Origin of the sequence: Fibrobacter sp. (genome assembly GCA_024399065.1) — a bacterium.
Taxonomy (GTDB): domain Bacteria; phylum Fibrobacterota; class Fibrobacteria; order Fibrobacterales; family Fibrobacteraceae; genus Fibrobacter.
Genome location: JAKSIB010000005.1, coordinates 108,839 through 132,672, shown reverse-complemented (window position 1 = coordinate 132,672; position 23,834 = coordinate 108,839). Strand labels below are relative to the sequence as shown.

Sequence of the window (23,834 nt, the reverse complement as noted above, 5' to 3'; positions counted from 1 at the left end):
ATAACCTAAGTTTATAACCCAGAATGCGTTACACCATTTAAATTACTTCGTTTTAGCTGGGTTACTAATCGATTCCATCATAGCTTTCGTTTCTGACGTAATCGCACGCTTGTATGCGGCTTCAAAATACGTACTGATGATTCGCTTAACTGTCGAATCATCGTTATTCAGTATCGCAGTCATCAAAATTTTGCCATCACGTTCGTTCATCGTAAACCAACTAAGTATTTTACAATACAGTTTATATGATGTAAAAATCTTTTTTCGCCATAAAAAACACCCTTACGGGTTGTCTACAGTATGTTATAAATCTACCCAAACTTTCCAATAATTTACTTATAGTATTTTATGGTTAAAACTGCTTATAATTTGCAAGGACATTATATAAACTTATAGTATGAGCAGTTCAATGGATTAGTGAGATTCTTCATTGATCTGAATAGGAAACCATTTATGATGGCTCGTTTGGAATTGAATCTCACAATAAGTTCCTAACGAGCCATTTTTGTATTGTATGAGCAAGTGGTGTAGGACATTGAAGCATAGTGAGGAATCGACATATTCGGTGTCGTTCTATCCGCTTCTGCTGTCTGATACCAAGCGTAATGAACTAATTAATCGTGGGAAGGAAATCCGTGACGTGAGGAACGAGATATCCGATATATTCCACGGTGATATGCTCCGCTATCAGGATATGAGCAAGTTTGATGCATTCAACCTATTCAATCCAATGTTTACGAATCGTCTATCCAGCCATTACTTGAAGAAGGCAATCGAGGATGTATGGCGAGCATACCAGCTTCGCTTTGATGCAATCAGGAAACACATAGAATTCGAACAGGTTACTGAACTTGTTCCTACCTTCTACAAGCGTCGAACAAAGAAACATAATGTAGGTGACCTCAAGTCAATCGAACGGCATACTACAAAGACTGAACTTACCAAGACGTTGACTTGGTTGGCTAGATATGGTAACAGCGATACCGAATACTGGTTGGAATCCATTATTCTGACCGATATTCCAGATACAAAGAAAAAGTTTTATCAAGGTATTCTATGCCGTATACACAAGTACGGATTTGAACGGTTAATGCGATTGGCTTTATCCCGCAGGGAAAGTGTATATACCGAGTATATGACCCGTGGGGCTATTCAGTTCAATTCATTGTCCTTCAGTGGTCGTAGCCGTATCAAGCGTCCTATCATAGCCAAGGCTACCAAGAAAGGTAAATTTGACTACTATGCAGAGATTTCTTGGGACTGGACAGATGACGGATACCGTGGCTCCAGTTCAAATACGATGTGCATTCCAGTCAAGTACAACAAGAAATATCATCGTAACCTTGCCAGATATTGCAATGGATCAGATACATCGTACAATATGGTAATCCGTGGCAATGACATCCATCTGGTGCTGGCTAGAAAGGGAAAAAGATATACAAGTGATGAAGATATTTCCGAGGAAAATACCATCGGTATTGATGTCAATTCCAAGCACAATATGTTTGCATTATCTACTGGTGAGTTCATTCCTAACGATAATGCTTTGATTGCAGACCTAGAACAGGAACTGCTAAAGGTCGATACCAAGCAGAAGAACTACAATGCCAAGTTTGGCAATAAGCATCAAGAAGCATTCCACATTGCGAAGAAGGATGCTAGAAGACTTACTGCAATTTCAAACAAATTAAACGATTCCAACAAGCGGACTATTGCAAGACTATGCAAGCGATTTGCATCAAGTGGAATCAAGCACATAGCAATGGAGAACCTTGATGGTTTCCAAGGCAGTAAGCTGTATGCAAAGGATTCAAACGGAGTCAATCTAGGAAGGCTCCATCTTAGAACTGGACTGTCATCATTAAAAGATGACTTTATACATATCGCTCCTAGATATGGTCTGTCGGTATCATTGGTTCAATCAGAATACACATCCAAGATGTGTGGTCATTGTGGTTGTATCGATGATAGAAATAGACAGACCCAAGAAGAATTTTGCTGCATTGAATGTGGTCATTCTGAGAATGCCGATATTCATAGTGCAAAGAACATTAAATTCCGCCTTACCTCGACCGTGTTAAGAGGGTACCTGCTTCAGGCAGGGGATAGCGGATACAGGAACTTCGTCCCTAAAGGAATCCTTCCTAGGTGGAAGGTCAAGAAGTTTCTGGAAAAATGCCGTTACGATGGTTTGTTTAAACAATCCATAGAAAATCACCCAGTTTCACCTATTGGTAAATTTGCGTAGATTTTTGGTAACGGTGTCATGTCACACATCAGGAACATGTCCATATTTAATGTATGAACTACTATGCCGTTCCAGCTCAGGACGTTCAGTATATAACTTATGCTTGGTCATCGTCTGGACCGCATCACTAAACGTGCAGACAAACAGCGGAGTCGTTTCACCGTTGACCATCATCATCATTTTTTCAGTAGTAGGGTTATACGTAATATCGCCACGGACAAGGCCATTATCAAAATGGGTCGTACAAACATCCCCACTTTTAGCGCCAACAATTACACCCTCAATCGTCTTAAATTTCCATAACGCAAATGCACTAGTATCCATATCGTACTTCCATTCAGAGGTGAATTACTTAACCAAAAAAGTTTATACAAGAAAAGGACAGGCCTGAGCCTGTCCTCTTCATTTCCGTTTTCCAGAAAACTAAACTGATTACCAGTTGTTGTTTTCGTAGGAGAGACCAGCCGGAACGTTGATGAGGCCATCCTTATCCGGAGTGGTTTCGTACTGCATGGTTTCGTCCATAGAGACGCCACCATTGGACTGCCACGGCATGTTGTCCAGATCGATACCACGGATCACAGAACTTACGTTAGTGAAGCGGATGATACGATAGAACTGACCAGCACCGAGCAAGTTAGCAACGATAGCATAACGGGACTTGACGATCAAGCGAGGAGAACCGTCTTCCTGACCAGCAGTCTTGGTGAAGATGTACGGGATGTAAGGCATGAAGATGATGCCGGATTCACCCTGACGTCCACCCTTATAGCCAACGAGGGCATAAGAAGCGTTGGCATAGATATCCTGATACAGCTTGATGTTGCCGTTCAAGAGAGAGCCAGCGTCAGCCACACCACCAGCAGGCTGCACAGCAGCGTCGGTGTTGAGGTAGTTAGCAGTGTAGATACCGTTATTCAGTGTAGAAACTGCAGCTGCGATATCCGGGGAAACGATGGCAAAGTTACCGCAACCCATACGAGTGGTAAGAGCGATCTTACGAGACACTGCGATGATGGTGTTAACGATACCGCCAGCGATGCGTTCAGCAGCCCAACGGCCTGCACCAGCAGAAACAGAGGATTCGTCAGCAAGGTTCATCAGGATAGCGTCTTCACCACCGAGAGCGGCAGTCTGAGCAACCATCACCATAGCCATGAGGATTTCACGGTCGATGTTCTGCTGAATTTCGAACTGGAGGCCTTCGAGGAGCAGGGCTTCAACGTCCTGACCGTGGGCAGCAGCCATATCTTGCTGGAGTTCGAGAGTATAGTGAGACTTGATTGCACGGGTACCAACACGGATTGCACCGCTGATAACCTTGACAGAAGCCTTCTTGATGTTGAAGCTGTAAGCACCGTATTCGTCGGAGCCAGCAACATAAGAACCACCAAAGTTGTTGTAGATCAGACCCGGAGTCTGCATGTCGAAGGAAGCACCGTTAGCAGAAGCGCCGGTACGTTCTTCAGTACCTTCCATGTAGTTGGAAAGCATTTCGCCAGCACCAGTGGACCAAGGATTGAAGGTGCCAACAAAACCGGTATGATCAGCAACGAGATCGTAACCGATTTCCTGCTTCTGACCCTTACGGAAAGCAGTGGTCTTCACCGGTTCGTTATCATAGAGGTAACGGAGTGCAAAATAGATACCGTTCGGAGTAGTGGTCGGGATCACAGCAACGGTATTCATTGCCAAGAGTTCCGGGAACTGACGACGGATCAGGGGGAGAGCGTACTGCTGATACTGAGCAACGTCAGCGGAGACGTTGGCAGCTTCGATGAGGGCGCCACGGTTAAGCTTGTTCTGGTTTTCGAGCAGGGTAGCGATCACGGATGCTTCTGCACGAGAGCGAATGGGACGGCCGAGGTTGGATTCCAACACGGACTGCCACTTGCGAGTTGTAGATTTCTTCTGTAGAGTCTGCATAATTCTATTCCTTTAAAGGATGTTTTACTTTGTCTCCCCTGAGGAAGACTTTCTGTATATTTGTTTATAGCATCAAAAAAGCACCGCTAAAAAACGGTGCATTTTCTACATTGAAATGATTTTTTGTACTTAGTCGCCCAATTCTTCGGTCAAAGAATAATATCTGGGATCATATCCAACATCAGGATCAGTGATATCAATAACCTTGTCATCGTCGCCATTGGCATACGAAATCTTGCCACCATCAACAAATTCATTTGCCACCAAGGTTCCATTATTATCAAAGAAATCGCCATGGCGGTTAGTATGACCAACCTTTTCGCCACCATCATAAATGTCGCAAGCGTTGCCGTTACAGTCACGAGCTTCCATACCGATGCCATCTTCGACATCGGTAATCTGGCCATTTTGAACAACGCCATTAGCAATCAAGTCACCACTTTGTGCATCAAACAGGTCACCATGACGATTAGTAAATCCAATTTCAGTTGCGCCATCATAAATACGGCATGCATTTCCTGAGCAATCCTTAGCAGTCAAAGTATCAGCATTTGCGGCCCCAAGCAGTGAAGCAATTGCCATAGCGACAGGCGCCACAATCTTCGATCCAATACTTTCATTAATAATGGAATTATAGCCAGTCAAGATAGCTTCACACAATGCTGGGTTATTTGCACATACTTCACGGACATATTGAGTAAATTCATTCATCAGATTTCTCCGGATTTTTACCAAAGTTTATAAGAAAGGCCCGGTGTTTTCCGAGCCTTTCCATATAACTGTTTACATTCCCGGGATTGAACCACCGGCGCCACCAGCGTCAGGCGCTTCGTCGCCACCACTGGTATCTTCACCAGACGCTTCCTTTTCTTCTTCCTTGCACCACTTTTTGTTCAAGTTGTACTGTTCATCATCCAATCGCAATCCCCATCGTAATGCAGCCTGCTTAGATAATGCGCCCGACGGATTTTCCTTGGACGACACATGCTTCATCATGGCGTCAAAAACCTGAAGCTTTGTAGTCCAGACTTCAGAGTCAATAAAATTCTGGAAGCCATTTGACTTACGGAAGCGAACACGGTACAGGTCCTGAAATTTGATATCTTCGGAAAGTGAATTATCCGTATTCAGCACCATTACGAACAAGCGGACAAGAATATTTTCGAACGGTGTCTGATAACGCTGAACCAATCGTGCAAACGACACTTCAGCCTGAGTTACTTCACCAATCTTACCCTGTGAGTAATTCTGGGAATCGCCAGCCAACGCAGTTATACGGCCCGGAGGAACCATCAAGGCATTAACCAAGTTACGCTTGAAGAACTTCAAGTCATCGATATTGCCCAACTGTTCGCCGCCATTCATACGTTCGATACTAGAACCAGTTCGTCCCTGTCCAACACCAATAATATAATGTTCAGTCAAACCGACTACCTTACCAAAATTGGTGATTTCGCCAGTCATAGAATTATAATCAAGCTTACGGCTAAACACCTTGGCCTGATCCTTCATGAACTTTTCGGCAGTCGCCTTGGTCATACCAGAGGTATCAACCTTCATCACCAGTTTTTCCGAACCCCACAATACACGATACATTACAACTGAATCCTCAATGGTATTCAGCTGATTGTACGGCTTCATAGCCGGTTCAAGGATAGAACGGGGATCATTGATGCCACCCGGACCAGTCATACCCAATGAAGCATATAGAATCTGGTTTGGGCTAAAATCAATGTAGTTCTTACCACCATTCTGCATGCTAATTGCGCCAGTCAACATCTGACGATATCCAATAATCAAATTATCCTGAACAACGATAATCACATTTTCTTCAGGAAGCATGTTGACACCGACAATACGACCGCTACCCTGATCATATAGCACTTCCAAGAAGATACGGCCACGGGTCAACAGATACTTCATGTAATCCCAGCCATTCTTATCGAACTGCATGATCTTTCTAAGCACGTCACGTCGGAAAATACGTCCAAGCTTCAGCTGAACTGCGTCGCCAATCTCAGCATCATGGTCAATAGATAGCGAGCATATTTCGTCGATATCATCCTTATAAATAGCTTCATTACATAGTTGAATCAAAGATTCATTCACTTCAGAACGGCATGCCACCGTATCATACTTCAATGCACGTTCAACATTCTTACGCCAATACAGCGAAATCTGGTTCTCAGCGATCGCATTCTGTACCTTATCCACATCCATGGACTTAGTCGATACGCCGATACCCGGACTATAGGTGCTAAATCCATCCGGAGCCATTCCGTTTGGATACATCATCTGACTTACGCCTTGTCCGACAACATTCTTGGATGCTGTGATTTCACGAATAGTATCGCCACGATTAAATATTCGGTCAAACAGTTCGCCTTTTTCATTAGCGGCGCCATAGCTACGGACATGAGTCAAAATCTTAGTAGCTAAATTGTCGGGTATTTTCGCTTTCTTTACTAGCATAAAACCTCTTATTTACCCCAATAAATTACAACATTGTCGAATGAAACCGCAAATTGGGGCTTTCTAGCATTCATATAGTACGAACGCAAGGCTTCATCCTGAATATTTTTGGACAACAAGCGTCCACCAACCTCGGAACATTCCATGATGTACATGAAATCCGACTCAGTAACAGAAAATAACGGAACACCATTGTAATTAGCCTGCATTTGACAGTTTCTCCCATGATTTTCTGAAATTATCAACATTATCAAATCCACGGTCGCAAAGCTTATGCATCTTGATCCACTTAGCCAAACGAACCGCAAGAACAAAACCCTGATTAGTAATATTCTTATAATCAATCAATCCGGCCGCCTTCAAATAATCAGCGGTTTCAATATCAGACCCAATCGACCGAATGCCGAAAGTAGCTTCAACCGATGGCAGTACGGTATCATTAAATTCAATAGAAGACGGGATAGCGTCATTATTCAATATCGCAAACATGAGATAATTGGCGCAAGTCAATGCACGCTGAATTCTCTCCGGGACCGACAGCTCAGGGTCATCATCCACATAATCACCATGGCCACGTTGTTCTGGAGGAAGATACTGGCATTCTTCCACTAGCGAAATCACGCCTTTATATGCACTGGAATATTCCTTTGGATCTACGGCGCCATTCATCAAACTGTATGTATCCACATCGTTATAATCATTTGGCAATTTATTGATTACATCCTGTCCAAGAGAACGTTTAATAGCAATCAACAACTTATCCAGCTTTGTATAAGCCCAGTTCGATTCATTTTTAAGTTCATTACCAAATTCATCAACTGAACCCATAAAAAAGGCATCACTCTGATCGATAGGGTCTTTCAGACGCTTAATCAGATAGCCATACACCATGTTATCAAATTCTTCTTTCTTCTGCTTATACCATCTGGACATATATTACCTACCCATGCCTATAGTTCTGGTCATGTACAAAAATCAAATCCCACACATTCTTATTACGTAAATTTTCGTCACCGATAGTCAATTCAACCGATGGCAGAATCTTAACATCCGAATAATCACCGGCGTCAGAAACCCAGCCAGCCGGATGCGGATGTTCATTATCCTGATACACTTCAATATGGAATGCAGGGTCTTTTACCTTAGGACCGCCATATTCTTCCGGGCCAAGATACTGCTTCAAGTATTTTTCTTTATACGCATCGTAACAGGCGACGCCGAACTTACGCAACTGCTGTTCTGAAAACTTAAAATGCTTACGCATGCTGTTCGGGCCCATATCGACGGCCTGAACGACATCCTGCTTGTAACCATGATTAGATACCGGGGTATTTTCATTGGCATACTTTGTGCACAGGCCAATCATTTCATTCCTAACCTTTTCCAAAACGGCAGGATCATTGATTTTTCGCACTTGGCCGCCATTAACCTGTCTACTATACTTGTAATAAATTTCATTAACAGCACGGCCACGTTGAGCATAATTAACCGGGCATTTACCATTATTATTTTGCAAATTGCTAATCATTGCCCTTGTCTGTGCTTCAGGACTACGATACACGGACGTTACGACAGTTCCGGGCAACCCAGCCTTAGCACATAAATATCTAATGGTACCCAAAGTTACCGCAGATAATTCATTGGCACCCTTTTCAGCCCAGTTAACCACTTCAATTCCATTTGGATCAGTCGGGATCTTAGGATTCTTATTTTCATAAACCTTCGGTTTACTTTCAACCAAAATATCCATAAAGCGTTTACACAAGGCAACACTCTTGAACTCAGCGGAAACCGGTTCACCAAACTTAATCGTAGGCATACCGCACCACTTATAAATCAGATTAGCTTCATCTATACGGCGGCGACGCAACGATTCTGCGTTAGGATTAGTATCATATACCAAATGCGACAAGATGTCTGCAGCCAATATAAAATGCGCCTTTGCCAATTTAGTATCCTTCGGCAACCCGTTGTTATCGTCAAACCAAGTACCTATTTTTGCGTCACCCGCCTCAACAGTAATGACTTTTTTGGCATCATCCATGTATTTCATGCCGGGAAGCAGAATCAATCCAGTAGCCTTGCTCTTGCCAATAATATATCCCATACCTGTATTGACCAGATACGATATCATGCCAGACTCAGGACAGTTGTCAACATCAATCGCCAGACCATTTGTCTGTGTATAACTACAAATCGCAGTTTTCACATCAGTTGGGCATGAGTTATGCGCAATACAGCCCCAGTGCAGAAATGCCCAGTTATTTGAATTCTTGATAGCACCCCATAAAATAAGATTAACCATCTTAAAATAAGCAAGCTGTAACTGGCCCTCACGCAATTCAAACTCAAGTTCCTCAGGCGTCAAGTCAGAAAAATTCTTATCAGATACATCATACAACACCTTAAACTCTTCGGCGGTGACACCATTCATACTGTCACCTTGAGCTTGTCCGTTCTCGTCAACCGTAGGAACCGAAAAAATCGTTTTTAATACAAGTATGCGGGCCGGACCACCTAAATTAAGCCGTATGCCAGCACCAATGCAAACCTTTCCATCGGATCCTTCATAAAACTTATTGGACTTAAACGTCTCATGGTCATACAAAAATGTCCAATCAGGTACAAAAGTACCTATCTTAAAACCATTTGCCATACTAATCGGCAATCCATCAAATCCGATACATAACGGCGGCAATATTTCAGGATCGAATGGGCACCCACCCATAACAGCGGCCACGATCTGAGACAATGATTTACGTGTAGCTTCAGATGCGCCACCGGTCAATGCACCTAATGCACCACCGATACCATCCATTTCAGCAGCAGTTTGGGCGCCTCTCTGGTCGAGTTTATTGACAACCCCCTCTACTCCCGGATCCAACACACCATACTCTTCATTTCCAAGATAATCAGCAAACATTTCAGCTATTGCCTTGCACAAATCAGATATTCGATGCTGATTATAGTCTGGCACTTGAGCTCGCTGCCAATCCATCAGGCCATTTTCTTCATCCTCGACATCATAGAAACCATGCGACTTCATAATAGCGTAAAACTGGCCTTTATCACCGTCAACGCCCTTAGATTTTTCAGTAGCCTTATCAAGAAGACCACGCATCTTTCCACTAAAATGTCCGTTAGCCTGCATGTGTAAACCCTTAGTTATTCTACAGTTTATAAGTTTTCAATGTTGTTTAAATTAGTTCAAACACAAATGGCGCCCCGATACGGGACGCCATTTTAACAGGATAAAATCTGTTTAGTTAATTAAGAACGCTTAACGCTTTCAACAATGGCATCGAGCTTCTTCTGAAGATCAGTCTTAGCAGCAACACTTTCAACTAAAGCATCGAGCTTCTTCTGAACGCTCTTATTAGCCTTCACGCCTTCTACAATAGCATTGAGCTTACGCTGAACTTCGAGATGCGATTCATGTCGTGCAGTAGCGCTTTCAACAAATGCCTTAGCAGTGGAAGCCTTGGCAGCAGAAGCCTTGCTAATGCCTTCAACAACAGCAGTCTTCTTTGCATTTGCCTTGGCAGCATAGTTAGCTACGATAGATTCCAGCTTAGCATTCTTGGCGTCAACAGAAGCACGAACCTGTTCATTATGCTTGAAATTAGAAACAATCGATTCCAACTTAGCAAGCTTTTCGGCGTGTGCATGTTCACGCTGATACGATTCAACAAGAGAAGCAACACGGTCAGCGGTATACTTAGCCATGTAATTTGCACGAATCGATTCCAACTTTGCTTTACATTCACTGATTTCCTTAGCAGAGCATTCGTCAAAACTTTCAGCACCGTCAGCCGGAGCTTCTTCAGCCGGAGCGTCTTCAGCAGGAGCTTCTTCAACCGGGGTTTCTTCAGCCGGAACTTCAGCGGCAGGTGCTTCAGCCGGAGCAGTGCCTGTGGTTTCCAATACAGGGCTGTCAGATGTATAAACGCTTTCCAGCTTAAAATCATCATCACCCGGTTCTTCGTCATCACCATCAAGACCGCTAAACAAAGCGTCATCTTCATCAGATTCTTCAGCTGGCTTTTCTTCTTCAGCAGGCTTTTCGTCTTCTTCGGCCGCAGGCTTTTCTTCTTCGGCAGGAGCTTCGTCCTCAGCAGGTGTTTCGGTCAGTTCAGCAGTGTCACCAAGGTCATCAGCGAAATCAGCATCATCAAGGCCGCTCAACAAATCATCAGTTGCATCTTCGGCAGGAGCACCTGCTGGATCAGTTTCGTCCAAGCCAAAATTATCCAGATTCAGGGCGTCATCGTCATTAGCAGTCAACGTGGGTTCTGCAGAAGGAGCAATAGGTTCCATTTCAGGAACGGTTTCACCCATACCCATGCCCATATCAACAGGTTCAGCACTGGCGCCACCAAATTCGTCAGCAGCACTAGCACCATCCGGCAATGCGTCAGATGTATTCTGTGCGGTTAGACGCTGTTCAGCAGCCATCATAGTCTTTTCAAGGAAGCCAGCGACATCACCCTTAATGCCGTTCTGGGCCTGAATAACAGTTGCAAGAGCCGGAATATCGCTTACTTCGATTGTACTACCCGGAATCTTAGCAGCTTCCTTAGCAAATTCGTCAATAACAAATTTCTGGGTTTCCTGAGATGCCATATCATCTTCACCCTGCATGAAAGACTCACCAAAAGTCTGATCCGGGGACGGATTAACGGTCATCATATCATCGAGCGTATATTCAGTATCATCTTCTACTGGTGCAGACATGTCCATCTGACCACCCAATGCTTCGCACACACCCCTTGCATCTTCAAGAGAGAAGATGTCCAGAATGGCCTTTTTATTACGGTTTTCTAGGTTTGCCATAGTATTTCCCTTTATCCTGTCAGCCACAATGGCTATTAATTTTCTAAAAGTTTATATATGTCCCTTATTTTTTTCTCGGAACGCTAATTTTCGTCATATTCGATCATGATGTCAGGCACGCAATAACCCGGATCGGTATCACCAGCAACATCCAGCTGCAGATAGACATAATCAGTCTCGCCAGCAAGGAGCGGGTTATAGATCCCGCCGTTCACACGCTTCATATTATACTGCCCGCACATGAACAACTGATGGTTGAACACATGATTTCCCAACGCCGGATGACAAACACACTGATATGCGTTAACGCATTTACCAGCCTTCAAGATAGCCTCTGGATTCACAATAAGTTCCTCATTATTGGTACATCCGTTTAGAACAATCACGCCATCGGTAATAACATCATCCACCGCATTTGCGACAGGTGAATGCGGATTTCCGATGAATCGAAGCGGGAACTGGGCCCCCGAGTGATTCTTGAAGCGGTAAATCTTGTTAATTTCAAAATGCAAATGTGGTCTGAATACCCCATTAACAACGTAACTCATGTGTCCATGGCAATCAGGGTCAGGCAATACTTCAATGTCGTAATATTCCACAGGCTTTTCCGGCGGCGCAATCAAACTTTCATCAAGTACATGCGAATTGGAGTCGTTTACAGACTGTGTAAACCACTTATTCCACACCAGCTCATGCGGATTCTTGTTCGGATCGTAGCCAATAGGTACAAATGACGGACTACCCATACCCGGTGTAACCCCATCCATATATACCCACATGATCTGATGACCTGTATTAAAACGAGGATCGGTGTCGTCACCCGGAATCTTATAGAACAAGCCATAACGGAATGGATTATCGGGTTCTGTCGACATCATATCAATGCCTTCGTCCTTAACCTTAACTTTCAGCTTAATATACGGGCGAACACGACCATCAGCCTCAGTCACACGATCAAGTTCAACATACTTTGCTGGAATTACATCACCCGGAATCAGCAGACCCGGATGATGGACATCTTCGACGGCAGCCCTAAATTCAATACAAGAGAACCCAGCATCGGCCGGTAAGAATGTATTATCCCTAAACGTAACGACAATATCCTGATCCTTATCGCTTCGTGTAGCAACCGGAACAAGAAGCTGTCGAACACCATCAAGACAGATCACATTTCCATAGCCAAAATCCTTATATTCGACAACATAATCGGTCTTGCCTAGCTGAGGATCCGGGCACTGTCCATATACACCGCTCACTGTCAGGTAGAATGGATGTTCCTTGCTATAATCCCAGATGTCATTAACCGCAATCGAAGATTTCTTGTCTGTCGGCCTTGAATATGAAATCGAATTTCCGATTCGTAGAATCGCTGGATGCGGATTACGTGGTCTTTCACCTACCGGGTAAATTCGAATATTACTCAACTGAACATCCGGCGCCTCGATTAAATGGATCTTAAATACACTTTCCATCGAATATGCATGACAATCCATAGTATCCGGACGATAGATACAGTACATACGTGCGTCACTAGCATCATCAGCAGGAATAGTCTTCCCCGGTTCACCCGGATGAGCCAATCCTTCAGAACTATATACTGAAGGCACACATGTATCAATACGCTTTAAGCCGATAGATGACACTTCTGTGCCAAAATCGCCATCCTTACCTGTATATTTCTTAATAATGACTCTAGCTGACATATAATACCGTTTTTATTACAGTTTATACGTCAGCTCAGGTTTTAACGGCTCAAAATATCATTGGCAACGTACGAACGACCCTGCTGGATTCGTTTGTACATCTGTTCAATAGTCATACTGGATACACGAGCATTAACCTGTACATGTTCGCCGGTAAGCTTAGCATATCGGGCCCCGCTCAGCATGGCATTAGATACGACCTTTTCGTAAATAGATTCTGGCATCTGTTCATTGCCATATCCGCCATCATCGCCATTATTTTTAGTACCCCAGTTATCTATGTCGCTGATACTATCCTCTTCATTGACGCCGGCTCCGTTAACCGTACCATCAGTTGAAATCTGCGCATTGCTATTGATAATGCCTCGATTCATCATAGCACGCAGACGATCAAATGACATCAAATCCTGTGCTACAATCAAACCAAATTCATTTTCCAGCATGGTTGCCATTTTATAATTCGGGCCATCAACATAATGGTCAAACATCAATTGGCCGCCATAGTCATTAAACTGAGACCTTACTTTATCGAACTCTTTCTTGATCTGAGAAGCGAGCAAAGCATGGAGTGTCATAGCATCGCCACCTTCTACCTCGCCATCGACACCATATCCCTTGATAACGGCATATTCGCTTACGGTCTCGACTTCATAATTCATCGCTTCAAGTTCTTCTGTCGTATAGAAGACACCCTTCACCCACATACCCTGAAGCCGCTTAGACGGAGTTACCTGTTGTGTTCCATGGAAATGCTGTTTAAAACTCATATTATAGTCAGGTATCATATCGGTAACCTTAACATGAATCTTACCATCACGCAGCGAAATCCATGCACCACCATCACCGATATCATTGATCAGTACCTTAGCGTCATCATACAAATTACCGAGGAACTGCTTTACCATGACAACATAATTTTCAGAGAACTTAGTATCCACAATATTTTGATATCGTTCAACATATTCGCCACCAATCAAAGCCTTAGCAGCAGAAATACTTCCGGTCATACCAAAATACATGATAAGCTGACGGTAAGATTCAGGATTCAAAGCCATCCAGCTCGACATTGTCGCCCCGTTTTCTAGCTTGGACCCATTTGCCCCCATCTTAGTTTCCACCAAATTCAAAAATTCGAGTATATTCAGCAACACCAAATTATGCGGTGTTGTATAATTACGAATATTCTTAGGACTTACATAATGATGGCCATTGATTATTTCGGCATTTTTATACACAGTCCCGCCACTAAGCACGTACGGAACCTTATCAGTCGGTTTGCGATCATACACAAACCCAGCCGCATCAACATCTATATACCCAAAAGAAGCAACAGGGTCTTCCTGATTCAACAGAGCCTCACGGAATTTAGGCGCATCCTTATGGCCGACACCAATAGGTAAAAATTCCCACACAAAGTTATTTGCACCCATAACCAAACGGCCGCACCACACCACATTCAAAGGCTTACCAAATGCTCCATTACGGCAAGCTTCGGTAAAGGCTTCAGCAATGTTAATCAAATCCCACCAATCTTCAGTCTTATCCTGAATCGGCATACCGGTTTCGGCGTCATTGATCATAATTTTAACAGCCAACCCATAATTATGCCAAGATAGGAACTTACTTTCCTCCGAACCGCTGCAAATACGTTCCTGATCATCTAATGAACGCATAGTTTCGATCAGTTCGACACGATTGGCGCCATAGTGGTTTCGCAAAATACCCATTAAAATAGCAACCGCATCATAAATACCCATACTGGCTCGAAGATCGCCAATTCGTTTTGAACTCGGTCTAAATATACGCCAGCCATCAGGACGGGTACCATCCGCCGGAACCTCTCGACTCTGTTCAGCATACTTGCTTTGGTCGAACGGTCCATAATTCATAAATGCCCAACGTTTAATTTCACTATCCGTCGGGATGTACGGCATTTTATATTCAACACGAATGGAAGACTGGTCATCATTCGATTCAGTTGGATCCAACGGCACATAAATTCCATGAACAAATACCTGTTCACCAGACACAAATTCATCCAAGTCAACATCAAAACTCGTAAACACCTGTGAGTTATTTTTATAGACAACGCCGTATTCGACACCGTCGGCGTCAGTCATCACCAAATCACCATGAGTAAACTTTGTTATATCGCCGCCAGTCAAATGCAAATCAGGATCATCTTCTAACGGTACGTCAAATGTAAACAATGTATGACTGCCAGCAAGAATACCAGACTTGGTATCCTCCGATAAAGTAGCCTTAGTTATCGTAGCATACTTTCCAATCGGATAGAATTGGCGTGTTTCATTATTATTAATCGGGTATGCGGAGAATACATTATTATCAACAAATTTAATTTCCGCCCATCGAACACCAATAGATTCCTTAACCATTCTATGTCTGGTAAAAAATCCGAGGACCTTATACTTCTTACGCACTTTCTTGTACATTTCAACCGGAACAAACAGTCGGCCCGGCATGTGAATATACAGTTTATTGCCAAACTTACCCCTATCGCCAACAAACGTCTTGTTTTCGAATACAGATTCATTTGTATATAACTGATACCATTTGATCTTATCAATGATATTCATGAGTCTGTTATATTCACGTTCCAAATGTTTGACACGAACCTTAGCCCACACAAGATATGCCGCCCCTAACACTAACGACTGAAGCGTCAAAATACTTTCAATTTCATCAATGACTTCAGCCATAGTATCTTCAGCAAAATTAACACAATGGTCGATATCTAGATTCGTTAGTTTACTTACGTTTTCTTCTATTTTATAGCATGGGTCATAATCGAGATATGAAATCGGATTACCCGGCGTACTACATTCAGACCATTTGATGACCTGATACGTACGATTAGCATCCTCAGTAAGATCACACGCAATTGTTTTGACATCCATATCGGCAACCGTACTTGGATCAGTCAACGCATTCATGTATGCGATGCACTTCTTTATATACTGTAAGCACGAACCATTAAATTCAACTAACCCATACGTTTCACTGGCGTTGGCCGGTTTTTGATTATGCTGAACATTATACGCCTCTACCGCATATCTTTTTAATTCATCAAACGTCGGCATTACTTCGGCATGCAATGAAGCCGTTTCTGAATATGGAATATTAACTTGAATGATATCCTTATCGTCATTATCAGATGATGTATCTTCAGGATCATAAATATTTACAACAACTTCGTTTGGATAAAATATGGCATAGCCTTCATCATCGTCATCAAGGTCACGAAGCTTATTATATACTGACGTATAATATTCCGCCAGTTGTTCCTTTACTTCATCCAACGTCATTTCTTCCGTATCAATAACCCAGTCATAATATACGGAATCGGCGCCCATCGTATGGCTACGAATTCGGTCTGCGGTAGTCGAATACAGCAAATCACGTACATCAGATGTTTTTTTATTTGATGTCACTAACAAATCAGCCGGATACGTTTCAAACACCATTTTAGGACTAGTCTGATCAGACAAGTCTATATGAACCACACGGGATATCTCATAGCACTGTGATAACGCTCGTGGCAATATGTGCCCAGACTGATTAGATTTATCAAGCGTTGTCGAACCAGTTTTCCAATCAGTAGCATAATTGCCATTAACTCCACTACTCAGTAGCATTTTATAGAATGACGTCAAATCAACAGCAAAAGATGGACTGAGTCCTTCATCAACAGCACTAACCTTATAGGCCAATCGCTCTTTGCGTAACTTCCGCTTTAGCGATGAACTCATGAATGTCTGGACTCCCTTAAAATCCATTAACTTTCCATACAAGCTAAAATACTTGCTGTTGAAAGCATCCGCCAATTCATTCGCCTGATAATAGTATGACTTGAAAACATCCACCATATTCGGTACAACGGCAGTCACACCACTTCCACTCATGTCAGCTATAACGCCTCTCTCTAATGCCTTGTCAAAGAATTTTTTCAAGGCACCGCTTCCATAGACCTGTGAGAACGTAGCATTAGTCGGAATATATGTCTTTGTCCAATCCAGCTTATCCAATGCCATCAAATATTTATAATGTTTTGACTGGGCTCTAAACGGGTTTCGTTTCCATTCAGCCTTTGTGGCGTCCTTTAAAGTGTCAGGCTTTTCATCTTTATAATTATCATCATAATACGTGACATCAATACCGATCCCATATTCATTCATGATATCAGCCATAGCCTTTATACGATGCCTGAAAGTATCATACCAAATAACAGCGGTAGGGTCCGACGATTGCTGATCCGAATACCATTCAAAGCCCGGATAACGTTCGCCTGAATCCATCAGGCCAATCGCACCATACAGACGCTGCAAATCCTTGACTGATTTCATATGCCATATATTCTGATCAACGTTTGTAAACGCAGGGCTCTGCGACGGAACCGCATAATATGGTGCCGAATCAAAATCTGTTCCATATGCAGGATGATTATTGCGGCTAAGTGCAGCCAAATACGGATTCTGCAATCTAAATCGAGGTGTTACATAAATAACAACCTGACTTACAGGATCATTAGTCATTGCACCATTACTTTCGTGCCTAAATGTGATCTTCAATCGGGTAATACCATCTTCCTGTACACCGCTATTAATCAGCGTAGGTTCCATCATGCGTTTTGATTCGGGTATGTGCAAAATATCGGCTGCGCACAAATCATCGATTGAATACCCAATGCCAGTGTATACATTTCGATACATCTTGGTCATATCATCAAAATCTTCACCTTCAAGTTCTGCGGCAGACTTAGGGGTATCCGGGGAAGCGGTCGAATCATCGCTAGGATTGTCAGGATTCTGGTAAGTGATATTAAAACGTATGGTATCCTGTTCGCCAGCAATAAAAGAACCAGCTGCAGTCGTCACAACCATTCGAGAAACACGGTACATCACATTATTTGTAATGTACTGGTTCATGTTCACTTCATCAGCGCTACCATCTTCATTATCCGCAGTAGAACTTGGATTAGACTTCAGGTTCAACCCACTGATATCTACATTGATCTCAGTATGTAACACCTTGTTTAGGTAGCATTGTTCAAAATCAAATAATGGTTCTGCCATCGTATTATCTCACTTTTACGACTACAGTTTATAATCTACATCAAAAAACCCGCCTTTCGGCGGGTAATATTAAGCTTCCTTCAGATCCTCTAGGCGAGAATACAACCCATCGTACGTAACACCTAGTGAATAATCGAACTTGTCTGCCACGGCGGCGCCTCGATGCGTTATCACGACTGCGCACCCAATATCAGCGACCATAGACTTAACAAGATCAAGCATTTCCCTCATGGCGTTGTCATCAGTCGAAATGTCAAGGACCTCATCCAACGACAAGAAATTAACAGAGAAATTACCGATAAGCGAAACAAAGTCCCTGAACGCCATAGAAATCGCAAAGCCGACCTTACGCTTCTGACCCTGAGAAAGCATTTCATAACGTGATGCCAAACCCGGGATGCTTGTAAACGTAAAATTCATCGAATCATCAAATGTAATGATAAACGGCAGATTCGCCTGAATAAGATTCTTCTGAACAGCCTTGTTAAATTCAGGCACAAAATAACTAAACAGCATCTGTTTCAAGCCCGTATCAGCACATATTGCCGTGATCGCTTTGCAAATGGCTAATGTATCACTGGCGTCGTGCAACCGATTCTCGGCATCCCGTCTATTTGATTCGGCAGCCTGTATACGACGTTCCATTTCAGCGATAGAATCATCAGTATTCTCCTCGGCATGTCTAATATCATCTTCCAGACGATAAATATTCTGGTTATTAGAATCGACTTTAGCAATAATCGTAGAGATTTTTGACATAAAATCCACCATTCCCGGGGCTTTTGCATCAAAATCCGCACGAATCTTTACAAACCCATCTTTAACTGCACGCAACTCAGTCAATTTTTCTACCGCTTTCGCAACATCATTTATGCCGCTTTGAGTCATTCGATTCAAAACGCCTTTTATTTTAGCAGAAATAGACTCTTTGTAACGCAAAATAGGCTGAACTGATGTATTATTGTAGGAAACTACCGCATCATATCGTTCAGCTGCAGCGTTATCAGCATCCTGAAGAGCCGAAACTCGTGATTTATATTCTTCAAGCGCAGCAACTTCAGCATCAAGCTTAGCCTGCTGGCCCTTTAATTCAGCTTTTTTCTCAGTAAGCTGAGCACGCAGTTTAATTTTCGCCTCTTCAGCCTCTTCTTCGGTACGTGGCTTACCACATGTAGGACACGGCTCACCCGGAATTTGCCGCTTACCATCCGCAATAATCTGATTACACTGATCAGTAAGCATAGTAATCATAGCGTTGATAGACGCAATGTTCCGTTCATGACTATTATCATGCAACGCATCGATGTATTCTTGATGGGCAGCGTCCTTCGCAGCCTTGACACCGGCAGGATCCATGGCATTATATGTAGCCAAATTCTCATCGTACTGCTTGGCATAATCAGCTTCCTCGGCACGAAGGTTATCCAAGTGCTGAATATCATCGGAAAGCAACTCCAACGACTGAATCTCCTGTGTGACGCTATATTCAGTATCCAACTGCCTACGCAATTCAGTCAATTCTGCCTCAAGCGCATCTTTCTGTTTGTTCAGTTCAGACATCTGTTCATTAAGCGTATCATTATCGCTTCTAAGCTTAGCGACAGTGTCTTTCATGTCAGCAACGTTAGTAGCACGTTCATCCTTCATCTTCTGATAAATCGTATTCAGGTTGGCAATTTCATCGCCATACTGTCGGATATCAGATTCAGCGATACCAAACGCCATGGTTGCTTCAGACGACTTTTTACCATTGCACTTTTTCCACTTATCAAACGACATGGCAATAATAGATTCAAGGAGCTCACGCTTCTTTGCCGCCGGCATCATAATAAACGGAATGGTTTCCTGTGTATTCATCGCAATGACGTTCTTGAACAAAACATCATTGAATTGGAGGATACCCTCTTCAAAATCCTTCTGACTATACCCGGCACGCTTATTCTGAACAACCCACTGGTCACCTTCCAACTTTTCAATGACAAATTTTGTAGTATCCTTTTTGCCAACCAGAGAACGCATGACACGGTATGATTCAGTTTCGGTTTGCGAAACCATATCAAACACCAGATTCACTTCAGTATCAGGAATAGGATCAGTCCAGTTTTCATCACGAATGCAATTCTTTGAATTGCGCAAATCAGCCTTATTGCCGCCTCTGTATGATACACCAAACAAGGCGAACATCATGGCTTCAACTATAGTGGACTTGCCAAAACCATTATCGCCATGCAGCCAAATCAAGCCATCAGTAAACGTAAACTTATTTACGTTATTTCCGTAAGACATAAAATTACGGAATGTCAATTCTTTAAACACAATTTTATGCATTATAAATTATCCTCGATAATATGCTCGGAAACTTCATCAACAAGATCAGCCAACTTATCGACGTTTACTTTATCAGGTTTAGGATTTTCCATATCAAACCTGTCTATATTCATCAACATCCTGCCGAATTCCTCGGCAGGAAACAATTCAATCATTGGTGGTATGTTATCAGCCATACTCAAATAATAGAAACAATGGCGCCGACCGTCAAACCTACTTATTCATGAACGCACTAAGATCGACGTTGGCAAGAAGGTCGGTACTATCAGGATCATCATTAATGCCAGTGTCTTTAGGCATTACAGGTTCTTCAGGCTTCACTTCGGGTTGTGAATCCAAAACAGCCTGTGTTTCAGCGTCAGCCTTCTTCTTCTTGGCTCTAGACTTCTTAGAACTAGCCTTTTTCTTGGCCTTCTTTTCAGTCTCAATAGCTTCAAATTCAGCATGTTCCTCCGCCGTCATCTTAGTGGCAGACACACTTTCCTCGAACGCAGCCGTCAATTCCTTCATATTATCCGCAGCGACAATCTTTTCAGCTTCAGCAGCCATGACTTGACGGTCGGCCGCCGCTGCAGCAGCCTTCTCTTCATCATATCCAGCGATGTCTAATACCGTCAGACAATTCTTCATACGGGCCAGAGACATCTTGCTTACCTTCAATTCATGCAAGATATCCATGTCATTAACGCCAGCATTGATCAATTCATACAGCTTGCGATAAATGCCAGAACTAGAAATTATCATTTCACGTTCACGGTTAAATACTTTAGACAACACATCAGAATCAAACGATGCATTCTTGCTGTTCAAGAATTCAACGACATCCTCAAAATACTTACCGCCGAGGATCATTTCATCGATCTTACCAGCAGTTATCGGGAGCATCAGTTCACTTTTCAAATCGGCAGACGGTTCACGTACAACAACCGTATCGGCAGACAACGCAGAGTCAGATTTAGCAAACAACGTTTCAGTTTCAGGATTAACAGGAATCCGCAGCAATCTGGCACGAGCTTCCTGCATACTAAGATCAGATACCACATAACCAGACGGACAGGTACCTTCCTTGAATTCCATCTCAATGCCAGACTTCAAAGCATATTTATAGCATCGAACCGGGAATGACACAGGCGAATATGTCTTGCTACCCAAATACGCAGAAATGCGGCCGTAATTCATATGCATGCCACTAGTATCAATCCATCTGGTTGCACTCGGGGTAATAGGGTTCACCATTAAATCGGTAGACTTTGTACGCAGCCATTCCTTAGTAATCTTAACAAATGTAACAGCAGTATTCGGCGTCATAGCATTCGGCGCAACGAAACCCTGAGGATCCGGTCTAGAATGGGTAAAACAATCGATCATTGTTCCAACACGATTACGCATAGGTTTTTCGGATGACAGGTACTTCACATAAATAGACAACGCATCATTGCCGTACTTAGTCAACAACTCACGCACATTCTTGTAATTCTTCATGTCAAGCCACAAATATTCATCATCATCAAGACTGATAAACCATTCCGGTGCCTGACGACGTCGAGAATAACTGTTGATAATAGTTCGTTTCAGACGCCAATCTTCACGAGGCACCAGAACAACTAAGCCTCTATATTTGTCACAGACACCTTCAAGCCAAGTACGCATTCCAGTATCAAATACAAAGATACCATCAAATCCAAGTGCAATATGGTATTCCAGCCATTCATTAAAATCAGCTGCGTTATTTCCATTAACACGTACCAAACAATTAATCTTTTCTGAAATCATAGATCCTCACTTTCGATGATTAAATTACATCAAAAGATGCTAAAGCCACCATCATTGGCACTACCGGAGTCCCAGCCAAATCCATCATCGGCAGAATTACCAGTATCAAGATTAAAATCAGGTGAAGCGAACTTTCCGGCAACATCATCGAGTTCAACCACATTTACATCTAGTTCAGCCTGCTGGTCTTCCTTTTCCTGTTCAGCAAACAGTTCACCCCTGAATTTTGACGGATTGGCAATCACATAATCATACGGCAATAACGCATAAAAGCCAAACGTCTTCAGCAGCTGATAATAGTCAATTTTGGTCTTAGGGACACCCCATTCGGTACACTTGTCCAAAGGCCCAACCTCGGGCTCGTCGACAGATAGCTCCATATCAATCTTCATCTTGATCTCGTCAGGAACCATAGACAAATCGATCAGTTTACGGTTTCTAAGGTATTGTTCATCCCAACCGTTGGCCTTAGCAACAGAATATATGTTTGGGCAATTATCCATCAACGTGGTAGCATCGCCCTCCCCAATCATGTTCGCCTTGGTCTTCACAATCGAACCAGTCTTCTTATCAACAAAAGCCATACCCGGTATATTATCCGAAGAATCACCAGCCAATACCTTGGCATCCAGATATTTCTTAGGATCAATGCACTTGGTAAAATTACCAGTCTCGTGGTTAAAAATCTTTACCTTCGGATGTCCAATCTGGGACATATCCGAGTCACGGGTCAATATGATAACATCATCCGCATCGCCAGCAAACTTTTGAACCGAAGCATAAATCATATCGTCGCCTTCGGCACAGTCACATTTTACCGCACGGGCCCTGAACATCGGTGCAAGTTCTTTAGCGAACTCATCCTTGTAATTCATCCACGTACGCTTATCGGTCATGAACGGCCAATAAGCCGCCTTGCGCTTGCCCTTGTATGACGGGATAATAGGCGTACCTGTTGACGTAGAAATATCCCACAACATATTCTGCTTATCAACCGGGAGTTCCCCAAGCTTCTTGCAGCGCAACGATTCAAACATAGAAAATTGCTTAACAGGAATCTTCACCACGTTAAAAGCATCGGCAACTTTTGTTACCTGATACGCCTGATTATAACTCTGAACATAATACGACGTCTTATCAAAATACACGTTCGTATGTTCACTGTAAAAATCACGCACATACCCCTTTCGCCAAGCAGCCTTACCCTCCAAGCACAATACAATGTGCAGTGGATTGAACAGCTTGACATATTCAACCATTCGGTTGAACATCTTTGTGCGCCATACAATCATTTCTTCATCTTCAGTCATCACGCCAAGACGCTTCTGGGACGACTTGGTGTTCATGGAAAACATCTGATGATAAGACAACGACGCCCAGTCTACAATAAGCACACGCTTGCTGACATATGGGTACGACGTAATCGCAGGTTCTCTTAACTTTAATCCAGCCATAATA

General features: G+C 43.0%; 15 protein-coding genes. 1 reads left to right on the top strand and 14 read right to left on the bottom strand.

All coding sequences use genetic code 11. The annotated features are described in order from the left end of the window. Positions 1 to 42 precede the first annotated feature (42 nt). Positions 43 to 210, bottom strand: a complete 168-nt coding sequence (locus MJZ25_04050; GenBank protein MCQ2123337.1) for a hypothetical protein — start codon at positions 208 to 210, stop codon at positions 43 to 45. A gap of 466 nt (positions 211 to 676) precedes the next feature. Between MJZ25_04050 and MJZ25_04045 the strand changes: the two genes are divergently transcribed. Then, the gene (locus MJZ25_04045; protein ID MCQ2123336.1) at positions 677 to 2,248 is read left to right on the top strand and encodes a transposase; all 1,572 of its coding nucleotides are present in this window, start codon (positions 677 to 679) and stop codon (positions 2,246 to 2,248) included. A 21-nt stretch (positions 2,249 to 2,269) separates the two neighbouring features. Here the strand turns inward: MJZ25_04045 and MJZ25_04040 are convergent, their stop codons facing one another. The 13 genes from MJZ25_04040 to MJZ25_03980 form a co-directional block, all read right to left on the bottom strand. After that, positions 2,270 to 2,572: a hypothetical protein gene (locus MJZ25_04040; protein MCQ2123335.1), complete on the bottom strand. Its 303-nt coding sequence runs from the start codon at positions 2,570 to 2,572 to the stop codon at positions 2,270 to 2,272. 108 nt (positions 2,573 to 2,680) lie between these two features. Further along, a complete protein-coding gene (locus tag MJZ25_04035) occupies positions 2,681 to 4,174 on the bottom strand; it encodes a hypothetical protein (GenBank protein MCQ2123334.1) in 1,494 nt (497 codons plus the stop codon). A gap of 129 nt (positions 4,175 to 4,303) precedes the next feature. Then, entirely contained in the window at positions 4,304 to 4,885 is a 582-nt protein-coding gene (locus MJZ25_04030) for a hypothetical protein (GenBank protein MCQ2123333.1), read from the bottom strand. A gap of 72 nt (positions 4,886 to 4,957) precedes the next feature. Next, positions 4,958 to 6,646, bottom strand: a complete 1,689-nt coding sequence (locus tag MJZ25_04025) for a portal protein (protein MCQ2123332.1) — start codon at positions 6,644 to 6,646, stop codon at positions 4,958 to 4,960. A 198-nt stretch (positions 6,647 to 6,844) separates the two neighbouring features. Continuing rightward, entirely contained in the window at positions 6,845 to 7,579 is a 735-nt protein-coding gene (locus MJZ25_04020) for a hypothetical protein (GenBank protein MCQ2123331.1), read from the bottom strand. 7 nt (positions 7,580 to 7,586) lie between these two features. Then, a complete protein-coding gene (locus tag MJZ25_04015; GenBank protein ID MCQ2123330.1) occupies positions 7,587 to 9,797 on the bottom strand; it encodes a hypothetical protein in 2,211 nt (736 codons plus the stop codon). Positions 9,798 to 9,916: 119 nt separating this feature from the next. Then, on the bottom strand, positions 9,917 to 11,479 hold the full coding sequence (locus MJZ25_04010) for a hypothetical protein (protein ID MCQ2123329.1): 1,563 nt from the start codon (positions 11,477 to 11,479) through the stop codon (positions 9,917 to 9,919). Positions 11,480 to 11,562: 83 nt separating this feature from the next. Next, the gene (locus MJZ25_04005) at positions 11,563 to 13,086 is read right to left on the bottom strand and encodes a hypothetical protein (GenBank protein MCQ2123328.1); all 1,524 of its coding nucleotides are present in this window, start codon (positions 13,084 to 13,086) and stop codon (positions 11,563 to 11,565) included. 137 nt (positions 13,087 to 13,223) lie between these two features. Continuing rightward, on the bottom strand, positions 13,224 to 18,275 hold the full coding sequence (locus MJZ25_04000) for a hypothetical protein (GenBank protein ID MCQ2123327.1): 5,052 nt from the start codon (positions 18,273 to 18,275) through the stop codon (positions 13,224 to 13,226). A gap of 69 nt (positions 18,276 to 18,344) precedes the next feature. Continuing rightward, positions 18,345 to 20,603: an AAA family ATPase gene (locus tag MJZ25_03995; GenBank protein MCQ2123326.1), complete on the bottom strand. Its 2,259-nt coding sequence runs from the start codon at positions 20,601 to 20,603 to the stop codon at positions 18,345 to 18,347. After that, complete coding sequence (locus MJZ25_03990) at positions 20,603 to 20,779, bottom strand: hypothetical protein (protein ID MCQ2123325.1); 177 nt, start codon at positions 20,777 to 20,779, stop codon at positions 20,603 to 20,605. The genes MJZ25_03995 and MJZ25_03990 overlap by 1 nt, the downstream gene beginning before the upstream one ends. Positions 20,780 to 20,816: 37 nt before the next feature. Further along, a complete protein-coding gene (locus MJZ25_03985; protein MCQ2123324.1) occupies positions 20,817 to 22,376 on the bottom strand; it encodes a glycosyltransferase family 2 protein in 1,560 nt (519 codons plus the stop codon). 29 nt (positions 22,377 to 22,405) lie between these two features. After that, positions 22,406 to 23,830, bottom strand: coding sequence for a hypothetical protein (locus tag MJZ25_03980; protein MCQ2123323.1), 1,425 nt, complete (start codon positions 23,828 to 23,830; stop codon positions 22,406 to 22,408). Between the last annotated feature and the right edge of the window lie 4 nt (positions 23,831 to 23,834).